This is a genomic window from Rheinheimera sp. EpRS3, assembly GCF_001513785.1.
Lineage (GTDB): Bacteria > Pseudomonadota > Gammaproteobacteria > Enterobacterales > Alteromonadaceae > Alishewanella.
The window spans coordinates 135,254-159,238 of record NZ_LNQS01000010.1; the positions used below are offsets into that span (position 1 = coordinate 135,254).

The window sequence follows — 23,985 nt, forward strand, 5'->3', positions numbered from 1 at the left end:
TCAGATGGGGCGGATAAACGGATAAACGTCTGTAATACCCATCAGGTCCAGCACGGCTACGACTACCAGCACCGTTACGATAACACCGACGATGCCACCTGCAGGCATATCGTTAAGTTCGTTATTTAACGCATCCAGTTCTGCCGTAGTCATGGCGGCAATACGTTGTTTGGCATCATCAGGGTTTACGCCCAGTTCAATCAGCTTGTTCTGTACTTCGGCACTGTCGACAAAAGACAAAACCTGCTGTTTATTGTATTGGTGCTGTTGATTGGCGATAACCTGCTCTGAACTGTACACCCCGGCTGTTGCCTGGCCCATACCGAAGATTAAAATCGCAGTGGCGATGCTGGCTGTTATAAATTTATTCATCATGCATGTATCCTTCAACTTATTGTTTTTAGGGAAAATTTAATTTTTATAGATAAGATTTACAACGCTGACTGTTAAATATGCGGAGTTTCACAGAGTAGACCATATACCGGCCCTATGCAACTGAGCTAAGGGCAACCGGCGCTAACGCATCAACTTCGCTGGTTGCGCCGACAACAGCAAGAAAATTGGCCGTTTAATTACGGGTTAACTGTTCATAGCCTTATTCGGGCAATATCCCGTGCTGGCGGGCAACCAAACATACGGGCATATTCGCGGCTAAACTGGGATGGGCTCTCATAGCCGACTTTATACGCCGTACTTGCAGCATCCATATGCTGGGAAATCATTAAAGTTCGCGCTTCCACCAACCTTACTGATTTTTGGAACTGCAACGGGCTCATATTGGTAACCGATTTAAAATGCACATGAAAAGAGGACACACTCATACCGGCAAGGCCCGCCAGTTCTTCTATCGTTACTGTTTGATCATAATCACGCCGCAGCTTTTGAATGGCGACAGAGATGCGTTGTGTCGGTGTACCTTTTAACGAAATTTGCGCGATTTCTTTGCCGTAGCTGCTACGCAGCATGCGATAGTGCATCTCGCGAATAAAAGCTTCACTTAACACGGCAATATCCTCAGGTTCTTCCAGCAGTTTAAATAAGCGCAGCAGGCTGTCACCCATTTGCCGGTCAACCTGGCCGATAAATAAGCCGCTTTTCGCCGTTTTGTTGGCTACAGCCAGATGATCCATTTGCAGCAATAACTCAGACAGCAGCCGGACATCAATATTTATCTGAATAACAAAATATGGCCGCTGCTCTGACGCTTCGACAACAGTGCCCAGAATAGGCAAATCCACCGACGCGATAAGAAACTCCAGTTCGCCATAAGACAGCATTTCCGTGCCAAGCAGCACGTTCTTGCGGCCTTGCACAATAATGCACAGGCAAGGCTGATACACCGCAGGCATGGTGACCTGGGGGCGGCAGATTTTGTAGCAGAATACGTTGGGGATGGCGGTTGTGTTGAACCCCTCATCAACAGCCACCCGCTTAACCAAACGCAAAAGTTTTTGCCGCAAGTTGTCGTCCATATTCTGGTTTACCTCTGTCGGTTGGATAATCAGGCAATCATACCGTATCTTTGTGTATCCATAACAGCGCTTCATACCGTTAGCATAACAGGCATCGGGGCAACCCGTATTTAACCAGCAGTATGTCTTGTTTATCTATGAAGGAGTCTTGTTATGACAACTAATAAAGCCAAAGTTATTCTGATTACCGGCGCCAGCAGTGGCATCGGTGAAACGACAGCAAAAGTATTAGCAAAAGCCGGGCATACGGTTATTGTTGCCGCCCGGCGCACCGACCGGCTTGAAGCCCTTGTTCAGACAATTAAGCAAGATGGCGGCATTGCCAAAGCCTATGCGCTTGATGTGACATTGCGTGACAATTTCAAAGCCGTGGTTGCAGCAGCTACTGATGAGTTCGGCCCGATTGATGTACTGGTTAACAACGCTGGCTTAATGCCGCTATCACCGATGGCAGCGCTTAAATCAGACGAGTGGGAGCAGATGATCGACGTTAACATTAAAGGTGTGCTAAATGGCATTGAGTCTGTTTTAACTTCGATGGAACAGCGTGGCGGCCACATTATTAACGTGGCGTCTATCGCAGCCCATAATGTATTTCCCACCGCAGCGGTGTATTGCGCCACTAAGTTTGCCGTGCGCGCTATTTCAAACGGCCTGCGCTTAGAAACGAAAAAAGTGCGGGTTACCACCGTTTCACCTGGCGTAGTGGAGAGCGAGCTGGCTCACACCACAACAGATACCGCAACCAAAGCCTGGTTGGAGGATTTTCGTAAAGTGGCGTTAAAACCAGAGGCCATAGCCAACGCTATTGCTTATGCCATTGCCCAGCCCGACGATGTGAATGTGGATGAGTTGATAGTTCAGCCCACTCAGTCCAGCTACTAAACTGACTAAAGCCCGGCGGCAATGCGCTGCCAGGGCTTTCTGTCCAGCAAACCGGTGTTATAGCGCCAGCGTAAGAATTTGCCGCGCTTTGTCCAAATCGATGTCGCTGTGCTCACCCAGCGCTGTCATGCCGTTACGTTCCAGGTTGGCAATAAGCTTATCAATATCGGCTGCTGCCAGGTTGTAATCCGACAAGCGGGTTTTTACCCCCATATGCTCGAAAAAGTCCTGGGTGGCTTTAATAGTTTTATCGATAATCTCATCCTCAGTACCGTTATTGATATCAAACACCCGCTGACCAAACTGCAGCAGCTTTTGCCGCTTAGTCTCGCGCTGCACGTACATTAACGGCGGTAGCACTATGGCTAAGGTTTGTGCGTGATCCAGGCCAAACAATGCCGTTAGCTCGTGGCCTATCATATGGGTAGCCCAGTCTTGCGGCACGCCTTTACCAATTAAACCATTAAGCGCCATAGTGGCAGACCACATAACATTAGCGCGCACGTCGTAATCTTGTGGCGTGGTCAGCGCTTTGGGGCCTTCGCTAATCAGGGTTTGTAAAATGCCCTCGGCAAAGCGGTCTTGCAACGGCGCGTTTACCGGATATGTCAGGTACTGCTCTATCACATGCACAAAAGCATCTACCACGCCATTGCCCACTTGTTTTAACGGCAGTGAATAGGTGTATACCGGGTCGAGCACGGCAAATACCGGCTGCACTAAATCTGAGGCAAAAGCGCGCTTTTGTGCCGTCGCTTTGTTGGTCACCACAGAGTTACCGTTGCTTTCTGAGCCTGTAGCGGGCAGGGTTAGCACCGCACCGATCGGTAATGCCGAAGTAAAAGCAGCACCTTTGGCCAGGATATCCCAGGGCTCGCCGTCAAAGTTTGCCGCCACAGCGACAAACTTAGCGCCGTCGATTACGCTACCGCCGCCGACAGCCATAATAAAATTAATACCTTTAGCACGCACCAGTTCAACTGCCTGCATCAGGGTTTCCAGTGTCGGGTTGGGCTCAACACCGCCAAACTCGTGGTAACTAACGCCTTCCAGTAGCGTTACCACATCGTCGTACACGCCGTTATGTTTAATCGAGCCACCACCGTATAACAGCAATACTTTGGCGTCTTTGGGTAAACGGCTTTTCGCTTCTTTAATCTGGCCTTTGCCAAATAAAATTTCGGTTTGATTTTTAAAGTTAAAATTTAACATAGCTACTCCGGTATTCACTTAAGACAATTAACGCTGCTCTTGCAGTTGCTCTAACACAGCTTGCGCCAGCGCTTTATCTGAAAACGGGTTTTGCCCGGTGATCAGCTCACGATCCACCACTACATTCGGTGTCCAGGCTTCGCTGTATTGCATAGCACCACCGGCTTGTTGCATGGCCTTGCCCGGGTAATATTGCAACTTATCGCCGTTTAATGAGCCTTCAAATACGGTTTCTTCGGCGTCTGAAAAAATGGTCATTTTGTAACCGGCATAAATCCAGTTGGTTGCAGTGGCCGGATTTTGCTGTACCAGCGCCTGCTGATACTGTTGCGGGTTTTGCTGTGCCGACAACAGCGCTATAGGGCCATGACAGATGGCGGCGGTAGGCTTAGCCTCGGCATTAAAATGGGTAAGAATGGTGCCGACTTCGGCGTTATTGGCTAAATCAATTAACGGCGCATGGCCACCTGGAATAAACACTGCGTCGTATTGCGCCAAACCGCCGTCAATAACTTCTTTTAACGACAATGTATCGTCAATCCCCGGAATAGCCGCAACAACCTGGCTGATACGCTGCATTTCAGCTTCACTGCCACCGAAATACTGTACCGTCACCGATTTTTGATCGACCACCGGTGCGTTACCCTTGGGAGTGGCCAGTACTAACTCGTAGCCAGCATTGATAAACGCATCGGCCGGCACACCAAATTCATTCAGGTAGTAGCCTGTACTGAGTGTTTTGCCATCCTGCAGTTGCATCTGGCTTTCGCTGGATAACAACACCAAAATCTGGCCTTTGCTGTCGGCCGCCAGTGCCGTTTGGCTAAAGCTGCTCAGCAGGGCCACTGCTAAAATAGTACGCTTAAACATAATTGTTCCTCATTAAGGTGAACACTGAGGTGAGCATTAAAGCAATCTCAGAGCTGTTTCAGGTGGCACCAGCTTAGGCGGTTTAGCTTGCGATGAGAATTCAGTGCTTTTATTATCAGCCATCATATTTCTGATGGCTGATAGGTTATGTCGTATTTTGTGCAGTTACGTACCTTTGTTGAAGTGTACCGCTGCGGCACTATTACCCGCGCCGCCGCTAACCTGGGTTTATCGCAACCGGCGGCGACGGCGCATATTCAAAGCATAGAATCGCTGGTTGGCTTTGCGTTATTTGAGCGCAAAGCACGCGGCGTAATACCCACCGCTGCCGCGCACGATTTGGCCTTGCAGGTATCAGCACATTTAGACGCTGTTGAGCAAAAACTAGCCTCGGTGCGTAACCGCAGCAATGCCGTATACGGCACGCTGAACATTGCCGGCCCGGCCGAGTACGTCAGCCATATTGCCGGTGCACAGTTTGCCAATTTGTTACAGGCGGGTGAGGTGAATCTGGTGGTGCATATCGGTAATAAAGACCGCATTTACCAGCTGTTGGCCGATGGCACTGCTGAGCTTGCCATTACTGCTTCAACGCCGGATCCGGCAGTTTATGATTACCAGATTATTGATAGTGAACGGCTGATGCTGGTAGCCAACCGCTTTACCGGCGCACATTTATTGCAACAACCGCTAAGTGCAGAGCGGCTGCGGCTATATCCGGTGGTCAGTTATGACCCAACTCTGCCGCTGATCCGACATTACTTTAATGCCGTGTTTAACGATAACTGCCAATCACCCATTGCCGCTATTTGCCCGGATATCCGCGCTATTGCCGGTATTGTAAAAGCCGGTGTCGGTTACAGTGTGCTGCCGGATTATTTATGCCGCGATGCAATAAGTGGCGGCGAGCTGGCGCAACTGGGTGAAGCCGGGCCAGAGAATTTTATTTATCTGGTATGGCGTAAAGGGGCGCTAAAGCACCCCAGAGTCAGTTATGCCAAAGATATTCTACTGGCGTTTGCCAATATCAATAAATATGCCGGTAATTAAACTAGCGGATTAGATGCCACTGCGTTTGCCTGCCCGCCAGATACATTACCTGCTTACCGTTAAAATAAGCGCTTTGCTCCAGCTTTATTTGTATCAGTTGCTTTTGCCACTCAGGCAGCGCCTGCTTAATGTTGCCTTCAATAGCGTAAGCGGTGTTGGCATATAACGGCCAGTCGCCCTGCACTGCGGTTGGCCCCTGATTATCCCACATGCCAATGGTTGGCCCCGGCGCATGGCCAACAAAGCCCAGTGCATGAGTGTAAGTGCTGTGCATAATATTGGCTTTTGCCGTCGCTTTATGGGTTGCGGCTAATACCTCGTTGCCGCTGCGGCCGGTTTTAAATTCGGCGGTTAACAAATCCTGCCAGCGGTTACCAGTGGCCAGTGCTGCTTTCAATCCGGCGGGGGCATCTGTTTCAGTGTTTTTCAGTACATAGGCCATTTCCTGGGTGTCGGTACAAAGCTTTAAATAACAAATGCCAACATCGGTGTGTAATACATCGCCACGCTGAATAACACCGCTGGCGCCACAAGATGGGTTGTCGGCTTCGCATGCCATACCGGCGCGCTGCAAATTGACGTATGGCATAAACCACACCGGCAAGCCCAGCTGTTCAAAACGCTCGCGGATATACCAGGCCACATCATCAGTGCTGGTGACACCGGGCGTAATCACTTTATTACTAAAGGCCTCGGCAATAACCGCCCGGGCCAGGCTGACAACTTGTGGATATAGCTCCAGCTCTGCCTCTGTGCGTTGCTCCATCCAGCGTACTACCAGCTTTTCGGCCGGTACCAAACGGTTGTGATATTCCTTTGGCAGCACCTTCAGCAACTGCTGATGCAGGCCAGAGGTTAAGCCATCAGCTACCGGCCAATTCTCAGATACATTAATACCAATTTGTTTAGGTGTCCGTTTAACAATTTCAGCAGATAGCGCCTGCCATTGTGCGGTTAAATCGCCCCCAGCCCAGGCTGATTCGTAAGGCGCACCCAGCGGATAACGGTTAACTGACAGTTTATCCACGCTGCCATCGACATTGCGGCTAAACAGCAACATGGTGGTGCGCCGTGCTGCGAACGTAGGTTGTGGTACCAGCGTAAAGTACACAGGATCTTCGGCGTATTCGCGATTAATCACCAGCCACATATCCAGGCCAGATTCAGCCATCAGCTGTGGTAATAAGGTATCCAGTCGCTCAATTAAAATCTGGTTTTCCGGCGCTATGCGCGCGCGTGGTGTCAGGATCTGATAATCGTCTGCGCTAACCAGTTGCCGCCCTTGAGTAAAGCCTGTCGGGTTTGCCTGCGTATTGGCCGCTAAACCTAACGCCAGCATGGCCGACAGAGCCACTGTTAAAACACGTATTTTCATCCGGGTATCCTGTTTTAATTGTTGTTTTGCCTGTTTTAAGCCAGATAACCCGGCGGTGCAAGTAAACTTCGCTGTGAATATGCCGCTTTGCCAACGAAAACCACGGAAATTGCGATACACTTAGCGCAATTATTTGTTGCAGTAAGTGTTTGTTGAGGAGCCGCTATGCCACGTTATTCTGCTGAGTTTATTAAAGAGATGCCCAAATCTGATTTACACCTGCATCTGGATGGCAGCCTGCGGCTTGATAGTCTGATTGAAATGGCCAAACGCACCGGTACCAAACTACCTGCCGATAGCGTAGAAGGTTTAAAGCAGCTGGTATTTAAAGAAAAGTACAATAACCTGGGCGAATACCTGCATTGTTTTCAGTACACCTGTGCGGTACTGCGCGATATGGAAAACTTAGAGCGCGCAGCTTACGAACTGGCCATAGATAACCAGCTTGAAGGCGTAAACTATATTGAAGTGCGCTTTGCGCCGCAGCTGTTAATAGACTTACCTAACGGTATCGATTTTGACCGCGTGATGCATGCTGTTAATAACGGCTTAAAACGGGCGATGCAGGAATACAACCGCAGCGAAGTTGTGATGAGCGGCCAGAAGCCGCCATTTGCCTACGGCATTATTAACTGCGCCATGCGGATGTTTGGCGATAAAGGCTTTTCACCCTACTACACCAACCTGTTTCAGCTGATGCGTGATTTTGCGCCAATCGATGTCATTAAGCTGGCGGCGATGGAGCTGGTGCGCGCCAGTGTGCGATTACGCGATGAAGAAGGTATTCCTATTGTCGGGCTGGACTTAGCCGGCCAGGAATCCGGTTATCCGGCCAGTAAATTTAAAGAAGTGTACGAATATGCCCATCAGCACTTTTTGCTAAAAACGCTGCATGCCGGTGAAGCTTACGGCGCAGAAAGCGTATTTGAAGCGATAACCGAATGTTATGCCGACCGTATCGGCCACGGTTACTCTATGTTTATCCCGGAGATGATCACCGACACCGACATCAGTGATAAAACCGCCTATATCCGTAACCTGGCGTCTTATATTGCTGATAAGCGTATCGCGATAGAAGTTTGCTTAACCAGCAACCTGCAAACCAACCCGGCTATTACCGATATAAAGCAGCATAAGTTTAAAAATATGCTGGAAAGCCGCATTGCCACCGTTATTTGTACCGACAACCGTTTAGTGTCTAACACCACTGTAAGCAAAGAATACCAATTGGCGCTGGATAACTTTGATATTCCGTTAAAGCGGCTAAAAGACATCGTAGCCTATGGCTTTAAAAAGAGCTTTTTTCCGGGCACTTATGTGGAAAAACGCGAATATGCCAAACAATGTCTGGAGTATTTTGACCACGTAGCAAAGCGATACGGATTTATTTGATTAAAATCAATAATATAGATGCCATGTCGCAAAAAGCATACACACTAAATCATTGAAAAATAACACTTTTAAAATTGCACCCTATTAACTGTTGCTAAACAGCGACAGTTAATTCCCCCACCTTGTTAGCCTCGCCCACAAGACAAAAGCAAACTACTGATTTATAAAGAGAATAAAATAATTTTCAAAGTTGGCACAAGGCTTGTATTAGTTATGGCAAGCGACGATTCAGGAGAATGTCGCAAGCGCAACCAGATACACCGGAAGCTGCCTTTGCAACATTCTCCTTCAAAACGTCTTAACGCAGCCAAATCGAAATAGACGCTGCACTTACGGAGGTTGTTATGGACTTTTTCTTACTTGGTACAGTGTTGTTTTTAATGGCTAATGTAGCTGTAGCAGTATCCATGTTACGCCGTGTTAATTTAAACAATGATAGCGTACTGGCTTGGGAGCAGGCTCAGGTTGTAGCAACACCAGCAGTTGCAGCACCTCAGGTTCCAGCTACTCAGTATCAACCGGTTTATATGGCAAAGGCCGCTTAACAGCGCTTTGCATGATCCCATGAGTTCAGCACTTGCTGAATTTTTGTAAGGCCAGCACCCCACTGGCCTTTTTTTTTTGCCGCTAAAATAGGGTATGCTTAACAGCCCTGTGATTAAGACAAACAATTATGCGTTTTTCGATTCAGACCGCGTCTTTACGCCAGTTAGTGCTGCTGAGTTTTTTCCTGGCCCTGATCCCCGTGGCGGTGCTGCTATGGCAAAGCCATAAAGCACTAAGCGGTGTTAGCCAGAATGCCGTAGCTGAAGCCGAAACCTCGGTGGCCAGTGTGCGCCGGGCAGAAAACATGCAAAATCTGGTGGTAGATATAGAGCGTGCAGTGCGCCAGCATGCCGTAGTCAAAACTGATGCGCTGGCCCGGGTGGCGCGCACCCACTTGAACAGCTATCAGCAATTACTGCGCCAGGTATGTGACAATGTAGGCCAGTCACAACTGTGCCAGCAGCAGCAACTTCAGCTAGACATACTACTGGATAACTTCATTGAGCTTAGCAGCACAGAACTTGAACCACTGATGCAGCAGTTCCGTCAGCAACAGCAACAGCTTACACAACAAATCTGGCTGCTGCTGGAGCAAAACCTGCAGCAACAACAACGCTTTGTGGTAGAAAGCCAGCAGCAACTGGCCTGGCAAACGGTAGCACTGGTGCTGTTAACCCTGCTGTTAGTGCTGTGGGCATCGGGCCGAATTACCGCACCGGTACGCAAACTGGATAAAATGATCCGCGCTATTGGCCAGCAACATCAGTTCCCTGATGAAAAACTGACCGGCCCGCGTGAGCTGGCAGAATTGGGTGAGCAACTGCGCTGGCTCAGCTCACGCCTGCAACAACTGGAAGCCTTACGGTTGATTTTACTGCGCCATGCTTCGCATGAGTTAAAAACGCCGTTGTCCAGCATTCGTGAAGGCTGCGCTTTGCTAAGTGAACAATTGGTGGGGCCATTGAACAAACAACAACTGGAAGTGGTTGGCCTGCTCAACGGCAGTGCCGATCGGCTAAGCCAGTTAACCGAGCAACTACTGGATTACAACCGCTTATTGCAACAAGCCAAACCCGAGCCCGACTGGCATTCGCCCCAGCAATTATTTACCGACTGCTTTAACGACCATGCGCTATCGTTGCAGCAACGCGGCCAGACTGTCGAACTCAGTTGCCAGCTAAGCGCAATTTATACCGATATTACGCTGTTCCGGCGTATACTCGACAATCTGATTAACAACGCGCAAGCGTATGGCAGCCAGGACAGCCCGGTGTGGGTAAAATTGTATCAGCAGGAACATCAGCTGATTTTAGATGTCGCAAATAACGGCAATCCTATTCCGACATCATTAAGGGAAAAACTGTTTGAGCCATTTCAGCGCGGCACTACACCGCGCTTTGACTCAGTACAGGGTTCTGGCCTGGGGCTGTCTATCGTTGCCGACTGCGCCCGCCTGCTAGGCGGCCACGCTGATATTGTTGATGTAATTTATGCCGACGTCTGTATCCGGGTGCGGCTACCGCTATTAGAGGAAAAACTGGGATGAAAACTGGGTTAATTTTTGTGGCCATACTGGCACTTAGCGGCTGCCAGCTTGCACCACAACCGGTAGCGCCTGAACCAACGCCTGAACCGTTACTGGAGGCTGAACCCGAACCGGTAGTACTGCCAGAGCCTGAGCCGGTAAAAACACCTTTGGCCATTACCGACGACGCCGCCACCTTACAGGCCTGGGTAAATTACCGCGCAGCCATGCTAAACCGCATTAATGAAGAGCGCGATTTACTTAACAGCGAAACGGCTCAGGATGATGTCTGGCTACTAAAGCGCACCATTTTACAACTACACCCCGATACGCCTTACCTTACCCGCTTGCGGGTGCAAATGCAGTCGGCTGATCAACTCGCCGCTTTACCTGCGCCTTTGGCTGCACTACTAAGCTGGGATCTGGTGTTTAATCAAAAACTGCTCGAAGCCGAATCAGCGGTAAGTGCCTTAACCCGGCTTAATGCGCAGCAGCACGATAATATTGAGCGGCTGCAAAAAACCAATAAAGAACTGCAGAAAAAAATTGATGCGCTAACCCAGATAGAAGCGCAGCTGAATCAGCCCACGCCGGTTAAAGAGGACGACAATGGCCAGCCCCAGCCCTAAGCCTAAGTTACTGCTTGTAGACGATGATCCAAGCTTACTGCGCTTATTAACCCTGCGCCTTGAAGGCGAAGGTTATCAGGTGATCAGCGCGGATTCAGCTGAAGCGGCTTTACCTTTGCTGATGAAAAACAGCGTTGATGTGGTATTAAGCGATTTGCGGATGCCAGGCCTGGACGGTATGAGCCTGTTTGATGAAATTGCCAAACGTTACCCTGGCTTGCCGGTAGTGCTGATGACAGCGCATGGCTCTATTCCCGAAGCAGTCGCCGCTACCCAACGTGGTGTATTTGGCTTTTTAACCAAACCGCTTAACACTAATGAGCTGCGTGATATCTTGCAAAATGCGGTGCATCAGTCAGTACCTGAGCAAGCCGAATGGCGCGCCGAAATTATCACCCGCTCGCGCCTGATGGAAGAGCTGCTGGAACAAAGCTACCGCGTAGCACAGCGCGATGTCAGCGTGTTGATCACCGGCGCCAGCGGTACTGGTAAAGAGCTGCTGGCAAAAGCGATCCATAAAGCCAGCCCACGCGGAAGTAAGCCATTTGTCGCCATTAACTGTGGCGCCCTGCCAGAGCATTTGCTGGAATCGGAATTATTTGGCCACACTAAAGGCGCTTTTACCGGTGCCGTTACCGAGCACGGCGGCCTGTTTCGTGAAGCCGATGGCGGCACCCTGTTTTTAGACGAAATTGGCGATATGCCGGTGTCGTTACAGGTAAAACTGCTGCGCGCACTGCAAGAGCGGCAAATACGCCCGGTAGGCAGCAGTAAAACCGTCCCGATCAACGTGCGGGTGCTGTCGGCGACTCACCGTGATTTACAGCAGGCGATGGGCGATGGCAGTTTTCGTGAAGATTTATACTACCGCTTAAACGTGGTTAACCTGCAACTGCCCAGCCTGGAACAGCGGCCAGAGGATATTCCGCTGCTGGCGCGCCATGTGCTGCAACAAAGTGTTGAACGCCACCAGGTAGATGTAACCCGTTTTTCTGATGATGCGCTGCAGCTGTTAGCCACCGCCAAATGGCCCGGTAATGTGCGCCAGCTGGTAAACGTGGTAGAGCAATGCGTAGCGTTAACGCACAGCCCGGTTATTGGTGCGGCCCAGGTAGAGCAAGCGCTGTCGCATGACAGCAGCTACTGGCCAACATTAACCGAAGCGCGTGACCAGTTTGAGCGCCAGTACCTTATTCGCGTATTGCAGATGACAGAAGGCAATGTTACCCGCGCCGCAGAGCTGGCCGGGCGTAACCGTACCGACTTTTATAAATTACTGAAAAAACATGAACTCAGCGCTGCCCAGATCACTGAGCAAAGCGATGAAACTGAATAGCGAGCAGGTATGACAGCAATAACGCCACCCGATGCTTATCTGGCTGACGAAGCAGAAAGTCCCGAGCTGATTAAAGCCAAAATTATCAGTGAAACTGCCCGTATTAACTGGCTGGAGCTACAGAAGTTTTACGCAGCCGGTGCTGTTATTACGGTGGCGTCTGAGCTGGATTTAGTCGAGGTAGCCTTTGCCTTTAGCCTGGACGATAAAGCCACAGTCGCTGGCTTACTGGCAAATGGTACCGTAGGGCGCACCAGCGAGCAGCAGGCACAACAGTGGTTTGATAACCAAACTGAGCTATGGGCAGTGGTGATTTCACCCTGGGTGCTGGTACAGCATAAACCATTGCAGCAAGAGCTGAATTAAGCTTTGCTACACTTAGCACGGCATAAACCTAAAACAGGCTTGTTATGACTGATCTCTTCAAAAAAAGCAGCAGTTCCCGCGTGACACTGTCGCAGCTGATGCTGCCGTCGCATTCTAATTTCAGCGGTAAAATTCACGGTGGTTACCTGCTGTCGCTGATGGACCAGATTGCTTTTGCCTGCGGCTCAAAATTCAGTGGCCGTTATTGTGTGACAGCCTCGGTAGACAGAGTCGATTTTCTTAACCCGATTGAAGTAGGCGAGCTGGTAACGTTAAAAGCGTCGGTTATTTTTGTTGGTAACAGTTCGATGGTGGTAGGTATTCGCGTTGAAGCGCAGAATATTCAAACCAGTAAAGTAAAGCACTGTAATTCATCGTACTTTACCATGATTGCTAAAGATGAGCAGGGCAACAATGTGCGGGTACCCCGGCTGATTTTAACCAGCAAAGAAGAAGTACTACGCTTTGTAAAAACCACTCAACGCCTGAAACTACGGCACAGCTACGCCGAGCTGTGCGCCGATTTTGACGGTGATATGCAGCAGGCCATTGAGCAAATCACCGCCAATTATCAGGTGCAGGTGCAACTGGCGTAAAACTACAACCTTAGTGAATGGTATCGAACCGGATTGCCCACACTGACGCGCCGTGAATACATCCATATAGGCTCGACTATAAACTTCATCCATGAAGTTTATCCTGCGGACCAGCACAGCTGTTCAAATTCGCTCCTGGCGAATTTGTCAGCATCCATGCCTTCAACGGTCAGTTTAGAGCAATCCGGTTCTCACTAATGCTAAATGTTCAGTACCCTGCCGCCTGGCCGTCTTTACGTGATTCAGATGCCCCCACCCAAACACCGTTGGCGTGATCACGCATAATGGCCTGATAACCGCCGTAGCCGCCTAAACCGTAGCGTACATCATGGCCCTTTTTCATCAGCTCGCGGGCGGTTTCGTAAGGTATACCGCGCTCTACTTCAATGTAGCCGCCGTTTTGCAGATACATGTCGCTGCCATCGGTTGGCTCGGTGCTGCCCAGATGCTGCCAGCGTGCGGCGTCTCCGGCTTCTTGCAGGTTCATGCCGTAATCCACCATATTGATCAAAATCTGCACATGGCCCTGTGGCTGCATAGCACCACCCATTACGCCAAAGCTAACCAGCGGTTTATTATCTTTAGTAATAAAGGCCGGGATAATGGTATTAAACGGCCGTTTGCCCGGCTGATAAACATTGGCGTGTTTTTTATCCATCGAAAACAGCTGGCCACGGTCCTGAAATACAAAGCCTAAGCCCGGCACCACCACGCCCGACCCCATGCCCCGGTAATTGCTTTGAATTAACGACACCATATTGCCGTCTTTGTCGGCAGTGGTCATATAAATGGTATCGCCTTCATACAAATTCGGGTTACCGGCATCCACCCGCTTTGCGGCTTTGTCGCCAATCAGTTTGGCACGCTCGCGGCCATATTCTGCTGAAATTAACGCTGCTACCGGCGCCTTATTAAAATCTTCATCAGCGTAGAATTTAGCTCTGTCTTCAAAGGCCAGTTTTTTCGCTTCAACCAGCAGATGCAAACTTTCCGGCGTGTTAAAACCGGCGGCTTTTAAATCGAAGTTTTTCAGAATTTGCAGCATCTGTAGGGCGGCTATGCCCTGGCCATTAGGCGGCAGTTCCCACAGGGTATAACCTTTGTAGTCTACACCCACCGGCTCTACCCAGCTTGAACGGTGATTGGCAAAATCGGCATAACGCAGATAACCGCCATTGGCGCGCATAAAACGGTCAATTTCTACAGCTATATCGCCTTTATAAAAGGCGTCACGGCCGTCTTTCGCCAGCGCTTTAAAGGTATTGGCCAGCGCCGGGTTTTTAAACATTTCGCCTTTGGCCGGGGCTTTACCGTTAATGGTAAAAGTGCCGCTGAAATCACCCGGTTGCTGGCTTAACACCGGCACACTGCGATCCCAGTAATACGCAATTAACTCGCTTACCGGAAAGCCGTTTTCAGCATAACCGATAGCGGGCTGCAGAATTTGGGGCATTGGCATGCTGCCAAATTTCTGGTGCAGCTCAAACCAGCCGTCAACCGCGCCGGGAACGCTTATCGGCAACATACCATGCGGCGGTAAATCGGTGCGGCCAAGCTTTTCTAACTCATGCGCCAGCATTTCATAACTTAAACTCAGCGGCGAACGGCCTGAGGCGTTTAAGCCATGCAGCTTTTGTGTTTTGGCATCCCAGACAATGGCATATAAATCGCCGCCGATACCATTGCCGGTAGGCTCCATCAGCCCCAGCGCAGCATTGGCCGCAATGGCGGCGTCAATCGCATTGCCACCACGGTGCATAATATCCAGTGCAATTTGCGTTGCTAACGGCTGGCTGGTAGCCGCCATAACATTTGGAGCGATCACTTCAGAGCGACTGGCAAACTCCGCGCCGGTAATGCGGTCGTAGCCCTGGGCATTACCTGCCAAAACCAGGCTTACGCCAACAGCCACACCCATCAACAAGCTTTTCATAGCACACTCCGCAAAATTATTATTGTTCGACCTTACTCAGCCTGTGGCCACCATACCAGAGCTTTACGACCAGTGAAACGTAGCCTGCGATGTTTACGCTTTATACAGGTGTTGATTAAGCTGTTGTTTTTGTTCTGCACTAATTGCAACCGCTTTATTGGCTGCATAATCAAACTGCACCAATACTGCCGTACCCGACACTGTTTTTACACCGTGCTGCCAGGCTTCCTGATACACATCAAAAGAGCTGCCGCCAATACGGCTGATATAAGTGCGGATTTCAACATCAGCGCCGTAATGCGTTTGGGCATGGTAATCCAGCTTTACGCTGGCAATAATCAGCGGCCACTGGCGTAAATTAAGCTCTGGTGTAAAAATTTTGAAAACATCTTGTCTTGCGCCTTCAAACCAGACCGCAAACACAGTATTGTTGATATGCCCCAGCGCATCCGTGTCAGAGAAACGCGGAGAAATAATGTCTTGCCACATAAAGGTAACCCGATGACCGATTTTATAGAGGTGTACGATAATGCGTTAAGCAGCGAGTTTTGCCAACAGCTGATTAAGGTGTTTGACCACAGCCCGCACACCACGGCTGGCCGCACCGGCGCCGGTGTTGATACCAGCAAAAAAATCAGTACAGATTTATATCTGTATCAACATGCCGAGTACCAGCCGCTACTAAAAGTGATCTGGGAAGCGACAACACGCTACGCCTGTGAATATTTTAAAAAATACCACTTCGCCCTGATTGGCCCTATGGGTTTAACCATAGCGCACCCGAAAACCGGCCAGCCCACCGCCATTACGCATGACAATTTTGCCGAACTGGGTGAGCCCAAAACACTGGATTTTATGCGCGCGCTGTTTCGTCTGGGTAATATTCAGGCACAGAAATATCAGGCTGGCATCGGCAATTACGGTTACTGGCACAGTGAAGTGTATCCCCAGCAAGGCAGCATCGAGCCATTACACCGTACCTTATTATTTATGTTTTATTTAAATGATGTGGCCGAGGGCGGCCAGACCGAGTTTTATTACCAGAACAGAAGTATTTCACCCAAAGCCGGCAGTATGGTAATAGCGCCGGCGTACTTTACCCATACCCACCGCGGCTGTGTGCCGGTATCAAACGACAAGTATATTTTAACCAGTTGGATCCTGTTTAACAGCGCCGAGCAAATATACGGCCCGCCGCAGCGTTAAAAAAAGCCCTTACGGGCTTTTTTTACTCAACCGGTTTAAAAATCTAACCGGTAACCTACTGATAAAGTGCGGGGTTTACCTGGCTGAATGCCACCGTTGCCACGGTTGGCAACATAGGTTTTATCCAACAGGTTGTCGACATTGAAGTACAGCTGCTGTTTTTCAGCCAACTGGTATTTTGCCGATAAATCTACCACAGTGCGGCCATCTATCGCGTTCAGATCCTGGGCTTCCAGGCTGGCATGTGCGGCAGATACATAGCTTATGCGGCTGTGTAGTGCAAACAACTCGCCTTCCAGCCCCAGCTGCAGACTAAACTGATTTTGTGGCACATAAGGCATCTTGTCGCCGCGGCTTACTTCGCCCCAGATCCCGCTGTTAAAATCAGAGCGGAATTCGCTGTCAGTATAGGTGTAGCTAACCTTTACCGGTAATTTAAAGCCGTTTTGCATTGCAAAATCACGCTGGCTGCTTAGTTCAATACCGCTAACTTTTACTTCACCAAAATTGTACTGATCGCCAATATTGTCGGGGTTGCACCCTATGCTGGCAGCACAGTTACCGTGCATATTGTCGTAGCCCGACTGAAATAAAATAACCTCGTTGCGGCTTTGGGCGAAGTTAAACCGCGCACCTACTTCAACGTTGATACTCTCTTCTTCTTTTTGTTCGGCGTTGGCTGGCGCGGCCGGTGCAAAGCCTTTTTGCACACCTGCCAGCAATACCACTGCATCAGTTAACCGGTAGGTTGCCCCCAATGATGGCAGCACAATAGAGCCGCTGGCTTTGCTTACCGTTGAGGCACCAGCGCGATCCGGTGCCCGGTTCCAGTTTTCATTTTTAGTGTCAATATCTTCATAGCGTAAACCACCGCTTAGTACCAAATCGCCCAACGTCCATTCGTCATGCACAAACAAAGCTATGGCTTCTGCAGAAGCCTCCCGGTTATCCTGCGTGCCCGGTACACCAGCGCTGGTTAGTGCCATACTCAGGTCTTGCTGCAAGCGGTATATATCATCCCACTGAAAGCGGCTTTCTTCATCCTGGTGAAAACGGCCACCAAATGTCAGCTGATGCGCAGCTAAAGGCAGAGTGTATTCCGCCTGAATGCCCTTGGACTCATAATCGCGGTTATTCGCGCGCACACTGACATTAATGCCTTCCGCTGTCGGGTTGGCTTCAAATGCTGAGTACGCGGCTAAGTTAGCCGGGCTTACCTGATTGGCTTTATACCAGTTGCGGCTGAATTCATTTAAATACACCGTGGTGCTGAATTTTGCGCCATTAGCCAGATCATATTGGTAGCTTAACTGATAACCTTTATGCTCGGTGTCCATCACATCTTTTTGTGACGCAGCATAACGGCGATAAGGTGAAGCACGGTAATCTGCATCAGTTAGCCCGGCGTAGGTTTCATCTGAAGTTTCATCGGCATAACTTAGCTTTAACTGCAGTTTGTGCGCATTATTAGCACCAAAACGACCGGCAAATTTAACCAGCAAGTCGGTTTTTTCAAAACCGGTGTCGGCACCATTAGGTAAGTCTTTAAAACCATCAGCACCGTAGTGATAACCTTCAATTACCGCGCCTAAGTTTTCCCGCTCGCCGCCGACAAAACCGTGCAGCTTACGAAAGCCATCTTCGCCCAGTGCGGCGTCAATGCGCCCGGCCAGCTCTGCCTGCGGAATACTGCGGGATACCAGGTTGAGCACGCCACCGGTGGTGCGCGGGCCAGACTTTACCGAAGACGAACCTTTGATAATTTCTACCGCTTCCAACCGGCCGGTAGTCGGAAAATAATAAGCGGCGGGCGCAACATAAGGTGCCGGGGCAATTAGCACACCGTCTTCCATCACCGTTATTTTGTCATTACGGCCGGTGCCGGTGCCGCGCATACCTATGTTAGGGCGCAAACCGTAGCCGTCTTCTTCCTGTACATAAACCCCTGGTGTGCTGCCCAGCACGCGGGAAATATCGGTGTAGCTAAATACATCCAGTTCCTGTTGCGAGATATAGCTGGCCGAACCGGGAATATCATTTACTGCCTGCGCAGAACCAATAATGCTGACGCGTTCAATGGTGTTCAGCGTGGTTTCTGCCGCTGCAGAGAACGCTGATACCACCGCTACCGAGAGCAGGCTCAGTGATAATTTGTGCATAAAAACTCCGTTTATTAACAAATAAGCTTGAATGCGCGCAATTAGAACACAGTAAAAAACACGAATCAATCTCATTTGATCTACGGTTTTAAAGGCGTTGCAGCCTGTTTCCTTAATCAATTTTTAAGTTAATTAATGGTAAACAAAACAACCTTCGATATAACGGCAGGCCCTCAACCACACAAAGGGGAATATAATGATTGATCTTACTAATGATAATAATTATCATTCGCCACACTATTTACATAGATTTACATTTCAACTGGCAACAATGCCCGAATAATACTGTTAAAGGAGTTAAAAATGTTATTTCGCCGTACCTGCCTGGCTGCTGCTATAAGTGCTGCTTGTGCTGTAACACCAGTGTGGGCTGATGCCAATGCAGAAGCTGTCGACAGCAATATTGAAGTTATTGTAGTAACCGCGTCGGGCTTTGAGCAAAAGCTGGTAGATGCGCCAGCCAGTATTTCGGTGATAACACAAGAAGAACTGTCAAAACGGCCTTATACCACTCTGCTGGACGCAGTACGGGATTTAGAAGGTGTGGATATCGGCGAAACCCGCGATAAAACCGGCCAGGGCAGTATTAGTATGCGCGGTATGGGCTCGGACTACACGTTAATTCTGGTAGACGGTAAGCGGCAGAATAACCATGGCAACATTTACCCGAATAGTTTTGGCGGCAACCAGTTTGGCCATATTCCGCCGCTGGATGCAGTAGATCGTATTGAAGTTATTCGTGGCCCGGCATCAACCTTATACGGTGCTGATGCTTTAGGTGGTGTAATCAATATTATTACAAAAAAAGTAACGGATGAGTGGGTTGGTTCAATCAGCCACAGCCGCACCAAACAAACAGACGATGCATTTGGTGAAGATATCACCACCGATTTCAACGTAATGGGCCCTTTAATCCCGGGTGTTCTTGGTATGTCTGTTCGGGGCAGTGTCTACAATCGTATGGCCTCCACACCTGAATATGCGCCTATTAACTATCCTAATGGTGAAACGCGCACCCGCTCGCTGGGGTTTGGCGGTGGTGGTAAAACAGTGGATAACCAAAATGAGGTATTAGGCGGCCGTTTAAGCTGGACACCAACTGATAATCAATCTATCTGGTTCGATATTGAAACATCCAGCCAGGACTACGATAACACACCGTTAATCAACGAAGATGGTGTCAGGGAGTACCCACTCGGTACGGTAGACAATATTGATAGTATCTGGGCAGCTGGCAACTTCTGCTTAGGTGGCACCGGTACACGGCAAGCTGCCTGCGAAGAAAGTGGCGGTGAATGGGCGCGTCGGGCCAACCCCAGAGCAGGCTACAGTGCAACACAAGAATTTACCCGCGATACCTGGTCATTAACTCACGACGGTAAATGGGATTTTGGTAACAGCTTTGTATCGTTATCTTATGTTGACACACAAAATCACGGCCGTACTTTGCCGTTTACAACATCTGAACGTGAACTACTGATACAAATGTTCGATGCTACAGGCGCTTATGCTGGTTTAACTGAAGATGAGCGCAGAAACATAGCTGATGGAACCTTTCTGCCCCGGCCAAAACGTGTAATGGCCAGCAACCAATATACGCTGGACATCAAGCTGGACATCCCTTACGAGCTTGCTGGTCAGCATGTGTTGGTTACCGGCGCTCAGATAATCAGTGGCGAGTTAGAAGATGGCGTTTTCGGTATGGAGGATGGCACACCGGGAGGTATTCAGGAAAACAATATGTGGTCGGTATTCGCTGAAGATAGCTGGGATATTATTCAGGATTTCACCATAACTGCGGGCTTACGCCATGATGACCACGAAGTATTTGGCAGTCAGTTAAGCCCTCGTCTGTATGGTGTTTATACGCTTAACGACCAGTGGACTATTAAAGGCGGTGTCAGCACCGGCTTTAAAACACCACAGACAACTCAGCTATATGACGGCGTAGTGGGTTTTGGCGGTCAGGGCACTTCGCCACAATTTGGTAACCCGGATCTGCAACCGGAAACCAGTGTATCAAGCGAAATAGCGGTGTACTGGAATCACCCTAACGGTCACAACTTCAACGCCACCATTTTTAAAAATGACTTTGAAGACAAAATAGCGTCTCAACCTTGTGGTGCAGGAACCTCTATCACTTGTGCTGACACGGGAGAATATGCGGATCTTGGTTACACTGTTGGCACAAAAACCGTCAACATCGACAAAGTGACCATTCAGGGTGCAGAAATCGCCGGCCGCTGGGAAGTACTTGATACTTTAGCAGTCCGGGCTAACTACACCTTTACTGACAGTGAGCAGAAAAGCGGCGCTGAAAGAGGCCAACCTCTTGGCAATAGCGCCAAACATATGGCTAACCTGACGGTTAATTGGGAAGCAACTGACGTACTAAACGTGTTCCTGACGTCAGAATATCGCACTAAACGTTTCCGTTCATGGGATGCTGTAGCAGACAAAGCACTGTACTACAAAGGCTACAACGTATTCCATTTAGGTGCGTCTTTCGCGGCCAGTGAATCAGTTACTTTTAACGCACGCATTAACAATCTGTTTGATAAAGACTTTACGTCATACAATATGATGTTCACTGAATGTAATGACACTTCAGCCAGCTGTATCGTCGACGCAGGTGGTCAGAATGGTTATGCCGCAACATTTGTTGATGATTACAACAACAAGGATAAAGCACGTAACTTCTGGGTGGGCGTAAACGTACGCTTCTAACCCTTTGCAATAGTAAAAAAGCCGCATTCGTTGCGGCTTTTTTACTATTACTGTACTGGCTTTATCATCTTCAGGTGCGGAATATCGTCTTCTAAGTAAGGCTCACTGGCCGGTTTAAAGCCCAGGTCCTGATAAAACTGTTGCAGGTAACACTGGGCAGAGATATGAATATCGGTATCCGGCCACAACTCTGTTGCCACGCTGAGAGTTTTCTCTACCAATACCTGGCCCAAGCCTAAACGGCGAGCCGTTTGTGACACGCATACCCGGCCAATGCCCGGAAACCCATCAAAACTGACGCCCGGCGCCAGTACCCGTGAATAGGCTATTACCTTATCGCCTTTTTTTAAAATAATGTGGCGGGTTTGCGTATGTAAGTCTTTGTCATCCAACTCCGGGTAAGGGCAATTTTGCTCTACCACAAACACATCTACCCTTAACTGCAACAAGCTATATAGCGTGTATGTGTCCAATTCACCGAAGGTTAGTACCTGCCACTGCATTTATTCCCGCTCCCTGACGACGTAAAACCGTACTATACCAGAGGAAAAAGCCTTACGCCCACACAGAAACCACAACGCTGACATCGCCTTGTAATAACAGCATCATAAAACTGCTATTTAACTGTAACAACACTGACATTAAGCATGGCTTTAATAGCACAAACCTCTAAAGCGCTTATTTATGGAGCCTACAACAATGTCAGACAGTAAAACCGTCGTATCGATCGATAACTCGGGCGTTGACCCGCAAACTAACTTTTCGCTTAACCCTACTTTTGCTGCCATTGTTGACAGCCGTATGGCGCGACGCAAATTTCTTAAAGGCAGTGTCGGTGCTGCTGTTGCCGCTTTTATTGGCGGCTCACTGGTAGGCTGTAGTAGCAATGACGGTGACCCGGTAGCAGTGCCGCCGGAAACCGCAGTGCCACTGCTGGGCTTTACTGCTATTGCCACCAGCCGTGCTGATGCGATTACCGTACCGCAAGGTTATAGTGCTCAGGCATTTTTGCCCTGGGGTACGCCGCTAAATGGCAGCTATCCGGAATATCTGGATGATGGCAGCAACAGTGGCAGTGATCAGGAACAACAGGTTGGTATGCACCATGACGGTATGCATTTCTTTCCTATTGATGAGCGTAGCGCCGGCGAAAACTCAACAGAGGGTTTGCTGGTATTTAACCATGAATATATCGACAACAACCTGATCCACACCAACGGCATTACCACAGTACCGCGGCTGGCCGACGAAGTGCGTAAAGAAGTGGCGGCTCACGGTGTATCTGTAGCACATATTCAGCAGCAGGCTGATGGCAGCTGGGCATTGGTAAATAACAGCCCGTTTAACCGCCGTATTACCGGTGCCACCCCGATGGAACTGGCAGGCCCGGTGCGCGGCAGTGCTAAAGTGGTAACCAAATACAGCCCCGACGGCAGCCGCACCCGCGGCACACTGAATAACTGCGGCAACGGTTTTACGCCCTGGGGCACTTATTTAACCTGTGAAGAAAACTGGGCTGGTTACTTTGTTAATACCGATGCCCAACAGCCGCGTGAACATAGCCGTTATGGCGTGTCGTCATCTAATGGTCGTTATTTTTGGGAAACTGCCACGCCAGCGGCCGATGTGTATCAGCGTTTCAATGCCAGCACCATCGGTGCTGAAGCGAAAGACGATTACCGCAATGAGCCAAACACTTTTGGCTGGATAGTAGAAATAGATCCGTTTAACCCCGACAGCGCACCGCAAAAACGCACTGCACTGGGTCGCTTTGGCCATGAAGGTGTAATTTTCGGCAAACTGGAAGAAGGCCAGCCGGTGGTAGTTTACTCCGGTGACGACTCTACCTTTGAATATATCTACAAATTTGTCTCTACAGCGCCTTATTACAAAAACACCGCCGGTGGCCATTTACTTAATGACGGTATTTTATATGTAGCCCGTTTTAATGAAGATGGCAGCGGTGAATGGTTGCCACTGGATGTCAACAACGCTGACTTTATTACTAAAGCCACAGCCGCCGGCGTTACTTTTGCCGATCAGGCTGATGTGCTGCTAAATACCCGCCTGGCTGCTGATATTGCCGGCGCGACCAAAATGGACCGGCCAGAATGGGGCGCAGTACACCCAGAAACCGGCGAAGTATATTTTACCCTGACCAACAATACCCGCCGCACTGATGAGCAGGTCGACGCGGCTAACCCACGGGCTAACAATGCCACCGGCCACATTATCCGCTGGAATGAGCGCGAAACGCAGGCAGCTACGGCTTTTGACTGGGATATTTTCCTGCTGGCCGGCGATGTAGGCACCCAAACGCCAGATACCGAACTGGAGCTTACTGCAGACAACCATCTGGCCAGCCCGGATGGCTTGTGGTTCGATCCTAACGGCGTCCTGTGGATCCAAACCGATATGAGCGGTTCCCAGCAAGGTGAAGGCCCTTACGGCAATAACCAGATGCTGGCCGCCGATCCGGTTACCCGCGAAGTAAAACGCTTTCTAGTTGGCCCGACAGACTGTGAAGTTACCGGCGTGACTATGACACCGGATTTGAAAACCATGTTTGTGAATATTCAGCACCCCGGCGATCGTTCAGCTCCGGGTGAATTTACCAGCCACTGGCCAGATGGCGGCAGCAGCCGGCCACGCTCGGCTACCGTTATTATTACTAAAGACGATGGCGGCACAATAGGCAGTTAATGT

General features: G+C 49.6%; 21 protein-coding genes. 12 read left to right on the forward strand and 9 right to left on the reverse strand.

Annotated features, from left to right (window positions below; all coding sequences use genetic code 11):
- A complete protein-coding gene (locus tag AR688_RS16130; protein WP_231732118.1) occupies positions 1–375 on the reverse strand; it encodes a PA2779 family protein in 375 nt (124 codons plus the stop codon).
- 212 nt (positions 376–587) lie between these two features.
- Positions 588–1,472: an AraC family transcriptional regulator gene (locus AR688_RS16135; RefSeq protein ID WP_068236337.1), complete on the reverse strand. Its 885-nt coding sequence runs from the start codon at positions 1,470–1,472 to the stop codon at positions 588–590.
- Positions 1,473–1,625: 153 nt separating this feature from the next.
- Between AR688_RS16135 and AR688_RS16140 the strand changes: the two genes are divergently transcribed.
- Positions 1,626–2,357, forward strand: a complete 732-nt coding sequence (locus AR688_RS16140) for an SDR family oxidoreductase (RefSeq protein ID WP_068236340.1) — start codon at positions 1,626–1,628, stop codon at positions 2,355–2,357.
- A 57-nt stretch (positions 2,358–2,414) separates the two neighbouring features.
- Here AR688_RS16140 and AR688_RS16145 read toward each other — a convergent pair whose 3' ends face one another.
- Positions 2,415–3,569 carry an iron-containing alcohol dehydrogenase gene (locus AR688_RS16145; protein ID WP_068236343.1) on the reverse strand — a complete coding sequence of 385 codons (1,155 nt, stop codon included), beginning with the start codon at positions 3,567–3,569 and terminating at the stop codon, positions 2,415–2,417.
- A gap of 27 nt (positions 3,570–3,596) precedes the next feature.
- Positions 3,597–4,439: a type 1 glutamine amidotransferase domain-containing protein gene (locus tag AR688_RS16150; protein ID WP_068236346.1), complete on the reverse strand. Its 843-nt coding sequence runs from the start codon at positions 4,437–4,439 to the stop codon at positions 3,597–3,599.
- A 147-nt stretch (positions 4,440–4,586) separates the two neighbouring features.
- On the opposite strand from AR688_RS16150, the gene AR688_RS16155 reads away from it, so the two are divergent.
- Positions 4,587–5,489: a LysR family transcriptional regulator gene (locus AR688_RS16155; RefSeq protein WP_068236349.1), complete on the forward strand. Its 903-nt coding sequence runs from the start codon at positions 4,587–4,589 to the stop codon at positions 5,487–5,489.
- 1 nt (position 5,490) lies between these two features.
- Here AR688_RS16155 and AR688_RS16160 read toward each other — a convergent pair whose 3' ends face one another.
- Complete coding sequence (locus AR688_RS16160; RefSeq protein ID WP_068237247.1) at positions 5,491–6,864, reverse strand: M24 family metallopeptidase; 1,374 nt, start codon at positions 6,862–6,864, stop codon at positions 5,491–5,493.
- Positions 6,865–7,029: 165 nt separating this feature from the next.
- On the opposite strand from AR688_RS16160, the gene AR688_RS16165 reads away from it, so the two are divergent.
- The 7 genes from AR688_RS16165 to AR688_RS16195 all read left to right on the forward strand — a co-directional run bounded on the left by AR688_RS16165 (position 7,030) and on the right by AR688_RS16195 (position 13,254).
- Positions 7,030–8,256: an adenosine deaminase family protein gene (locus AR688_RS16165; RefSeq protein WP_068236352.1), complete on the forward strand. Its 1,227-nt coding sequence runs from the start codon at positions 7,030–7,032 to the stop codon at positions 8,254–8,256.
- A gap of 344 nt (positions 8,257–8,600) precedes the next feature.
- A complete protein-coding gene (locus tag AR688_RS16170) occupies positions 8,601–8,801 on the forward strand; it encodes a hypothetical protein (protein ID WP_068236355.1) in 201 nt (66 codons plus the stop codon).
- Between the two features lie 128 nt (positions 8,802–8,929).
- Positions 8,930–10,348 (forward strand): sensor histidine kinase, encoded by a 1,419-nt coding sequence (locus AR688_RS16175; protein WP_068236358.1) that lies wholly within the window; start codon positions 8,930–8,932, stop codon positions 10,346–10,348.
- On the forward strand, positions 10,345–10,956 hold the full coding sequence (locus AR688_RS16180; RefSeq protein ID WP_068236361.1) for a hypothetical protein: 612 nt from the start codon (positions 10,345–10,347) through the stop codon (positions 10,954–10,956). Before AR688_RS16175 ends, AR688_RS16180 begins: the two co-directional genes overlap by 4 nt.
- Positions 10,937–12,292, forward strand: a complete 1,356-nt coding sequence (locus tag AR688_RS16185; protein ID WP_068236364.1) for a sigma 54-interacting transcriptional regulator — start codon at positions 10,937–10,939, stop codon at positions 12,290–12,292. Before AR688_RS16180 ends, AR688_RS16185 begins: the two co-directional genes overlap by 20 nt.
- Before the next feature lie 9 nt (positions 12,293–12,301).
- On the forward strand, positions 12,302–12,658 hold the full coding sequence (locus tag AR688_RS16190) for a DUF2288 domain-containing protein (protein WP_068236366.1): 357 nt from the start codon (positions 12,302–12,304) through the stop codon (positions 12,656–12,658).
- A 44-nt stretch (positions 12,659–12,702) separates the two neighbouring features.
- The gene (locus AR688_RS16195; RefSeq protein ID WP_068236368.1) at positions 12,703–13,254 is read left to right on the forward strand and encodes an acyl-CoA thioesterase; all 552 of its coding nucleotides are present in this window, start codon (positions 12,703–12,705) and stop codon (positions 13,252–13,254) included.
- Between the two features lie 208 nt (positions 13,255–13,462).
- Here the strand turns inward: AR688_RS16195 and ggt are convergent, their stop codons facing one another.
- Positions 13,463–15,187, reverse strand: a complete 1,725-nt coding sequence (gene ggt, locus AR688_RS16200) for a gamma-glutamyltransferase (protein ID WP_068236370.1) — start codon at positions 15,185–15,187, stop codon at positions 13,463–13,465.
- Positions 15,188–15,280: 93 nt separating this feature from the next.
- A complete protein-coding gene (locus AR688_RS16205; protein ID WP_068236373.1) occupies positions 15,281–15,676 on the reverse strand; it encodes an acyl-CoA thioesterase in 396 nt (131 codons plus the stop codon).
- Between the two features lie 12 nt (positions 15,677–15,688).
- Here AR688_RS16205 and AR688_RS16210 point away from each other — a divergent pair, with 12 nt between their 5' ends.
- Positions 15,689–16,393 (forward strand): 2OG-Fe(II) oxygenase, encoded by a 705-nt coding sequence (locus AR688_RS16210; protein WP_068236376.1) that lies wholly within the window; start codon positions 15,689–15,691, stop codon positions 16,391–16,393.
- A gap of 35 nt (positions 16,394–16,428) precedes the next feature.
- Here AR688_RS16210 and AR688_RS16215 read toward each other — a convergent pair whose 3' ends face one another.
- Positions 16,429–18,552, reverse strand: a complete 2,124-nt coding sequence (locus tag AR688_RS16215) for a TonB-dependent receptor family protein (protein WP_068236378.1) — start codon at positions 18,550–18,552, stop codon at positions 16,429–16,431.
- A 303-nt stretch (positions 18,553–18,855) separates the two neighbouring features.
- Between AR688_RS16215 and AR688_RS16220 the strand changes: the two genes are divergently transcribed.
- Positions 18,856–21,279, forward strand: coding sequence for a TonB-dependent receptor domain-containing protein (locus tag AR688_RS16220; protein WP_082694817.1), 2,424 nt, complete (start codon positions 18,856–18,858; stop codon positions 21,277–21,279).
- A gap of 47 nt (positions 21,280–21,326) precedes the next feature.
- Here AR688_RS16220 and AR688_RS16225 read toward each other — a convergent pair whose 3' ends face one another.
- Entirely contained in the window at positions 21,327–21,782 is a 456-nt protein-coding gene (locus AR688_RS16225) for a GNAT family N-acetyltransferase (protein ID WP_068236384.1), read from the reverse strand.
- Positions 21,783–21,978: 196 nt separating this feature from the next.
- Here AR688_RS16225 and AR688_RS16230 point away from each other — a divergent pair, with 196 nt between their 5' ends.
- A complete protein-coding gene (locus tag AR688_RS16230; RefSeq protein ID WP_068236387.1) occupies positions 21,979–23,982 on the forward strand; it encodes a PhoX family protein in 2,004 nt (667 codons plus the stop codon).
- Positions 23,983–23,985 lie beyond the last annotated feature (3 nt).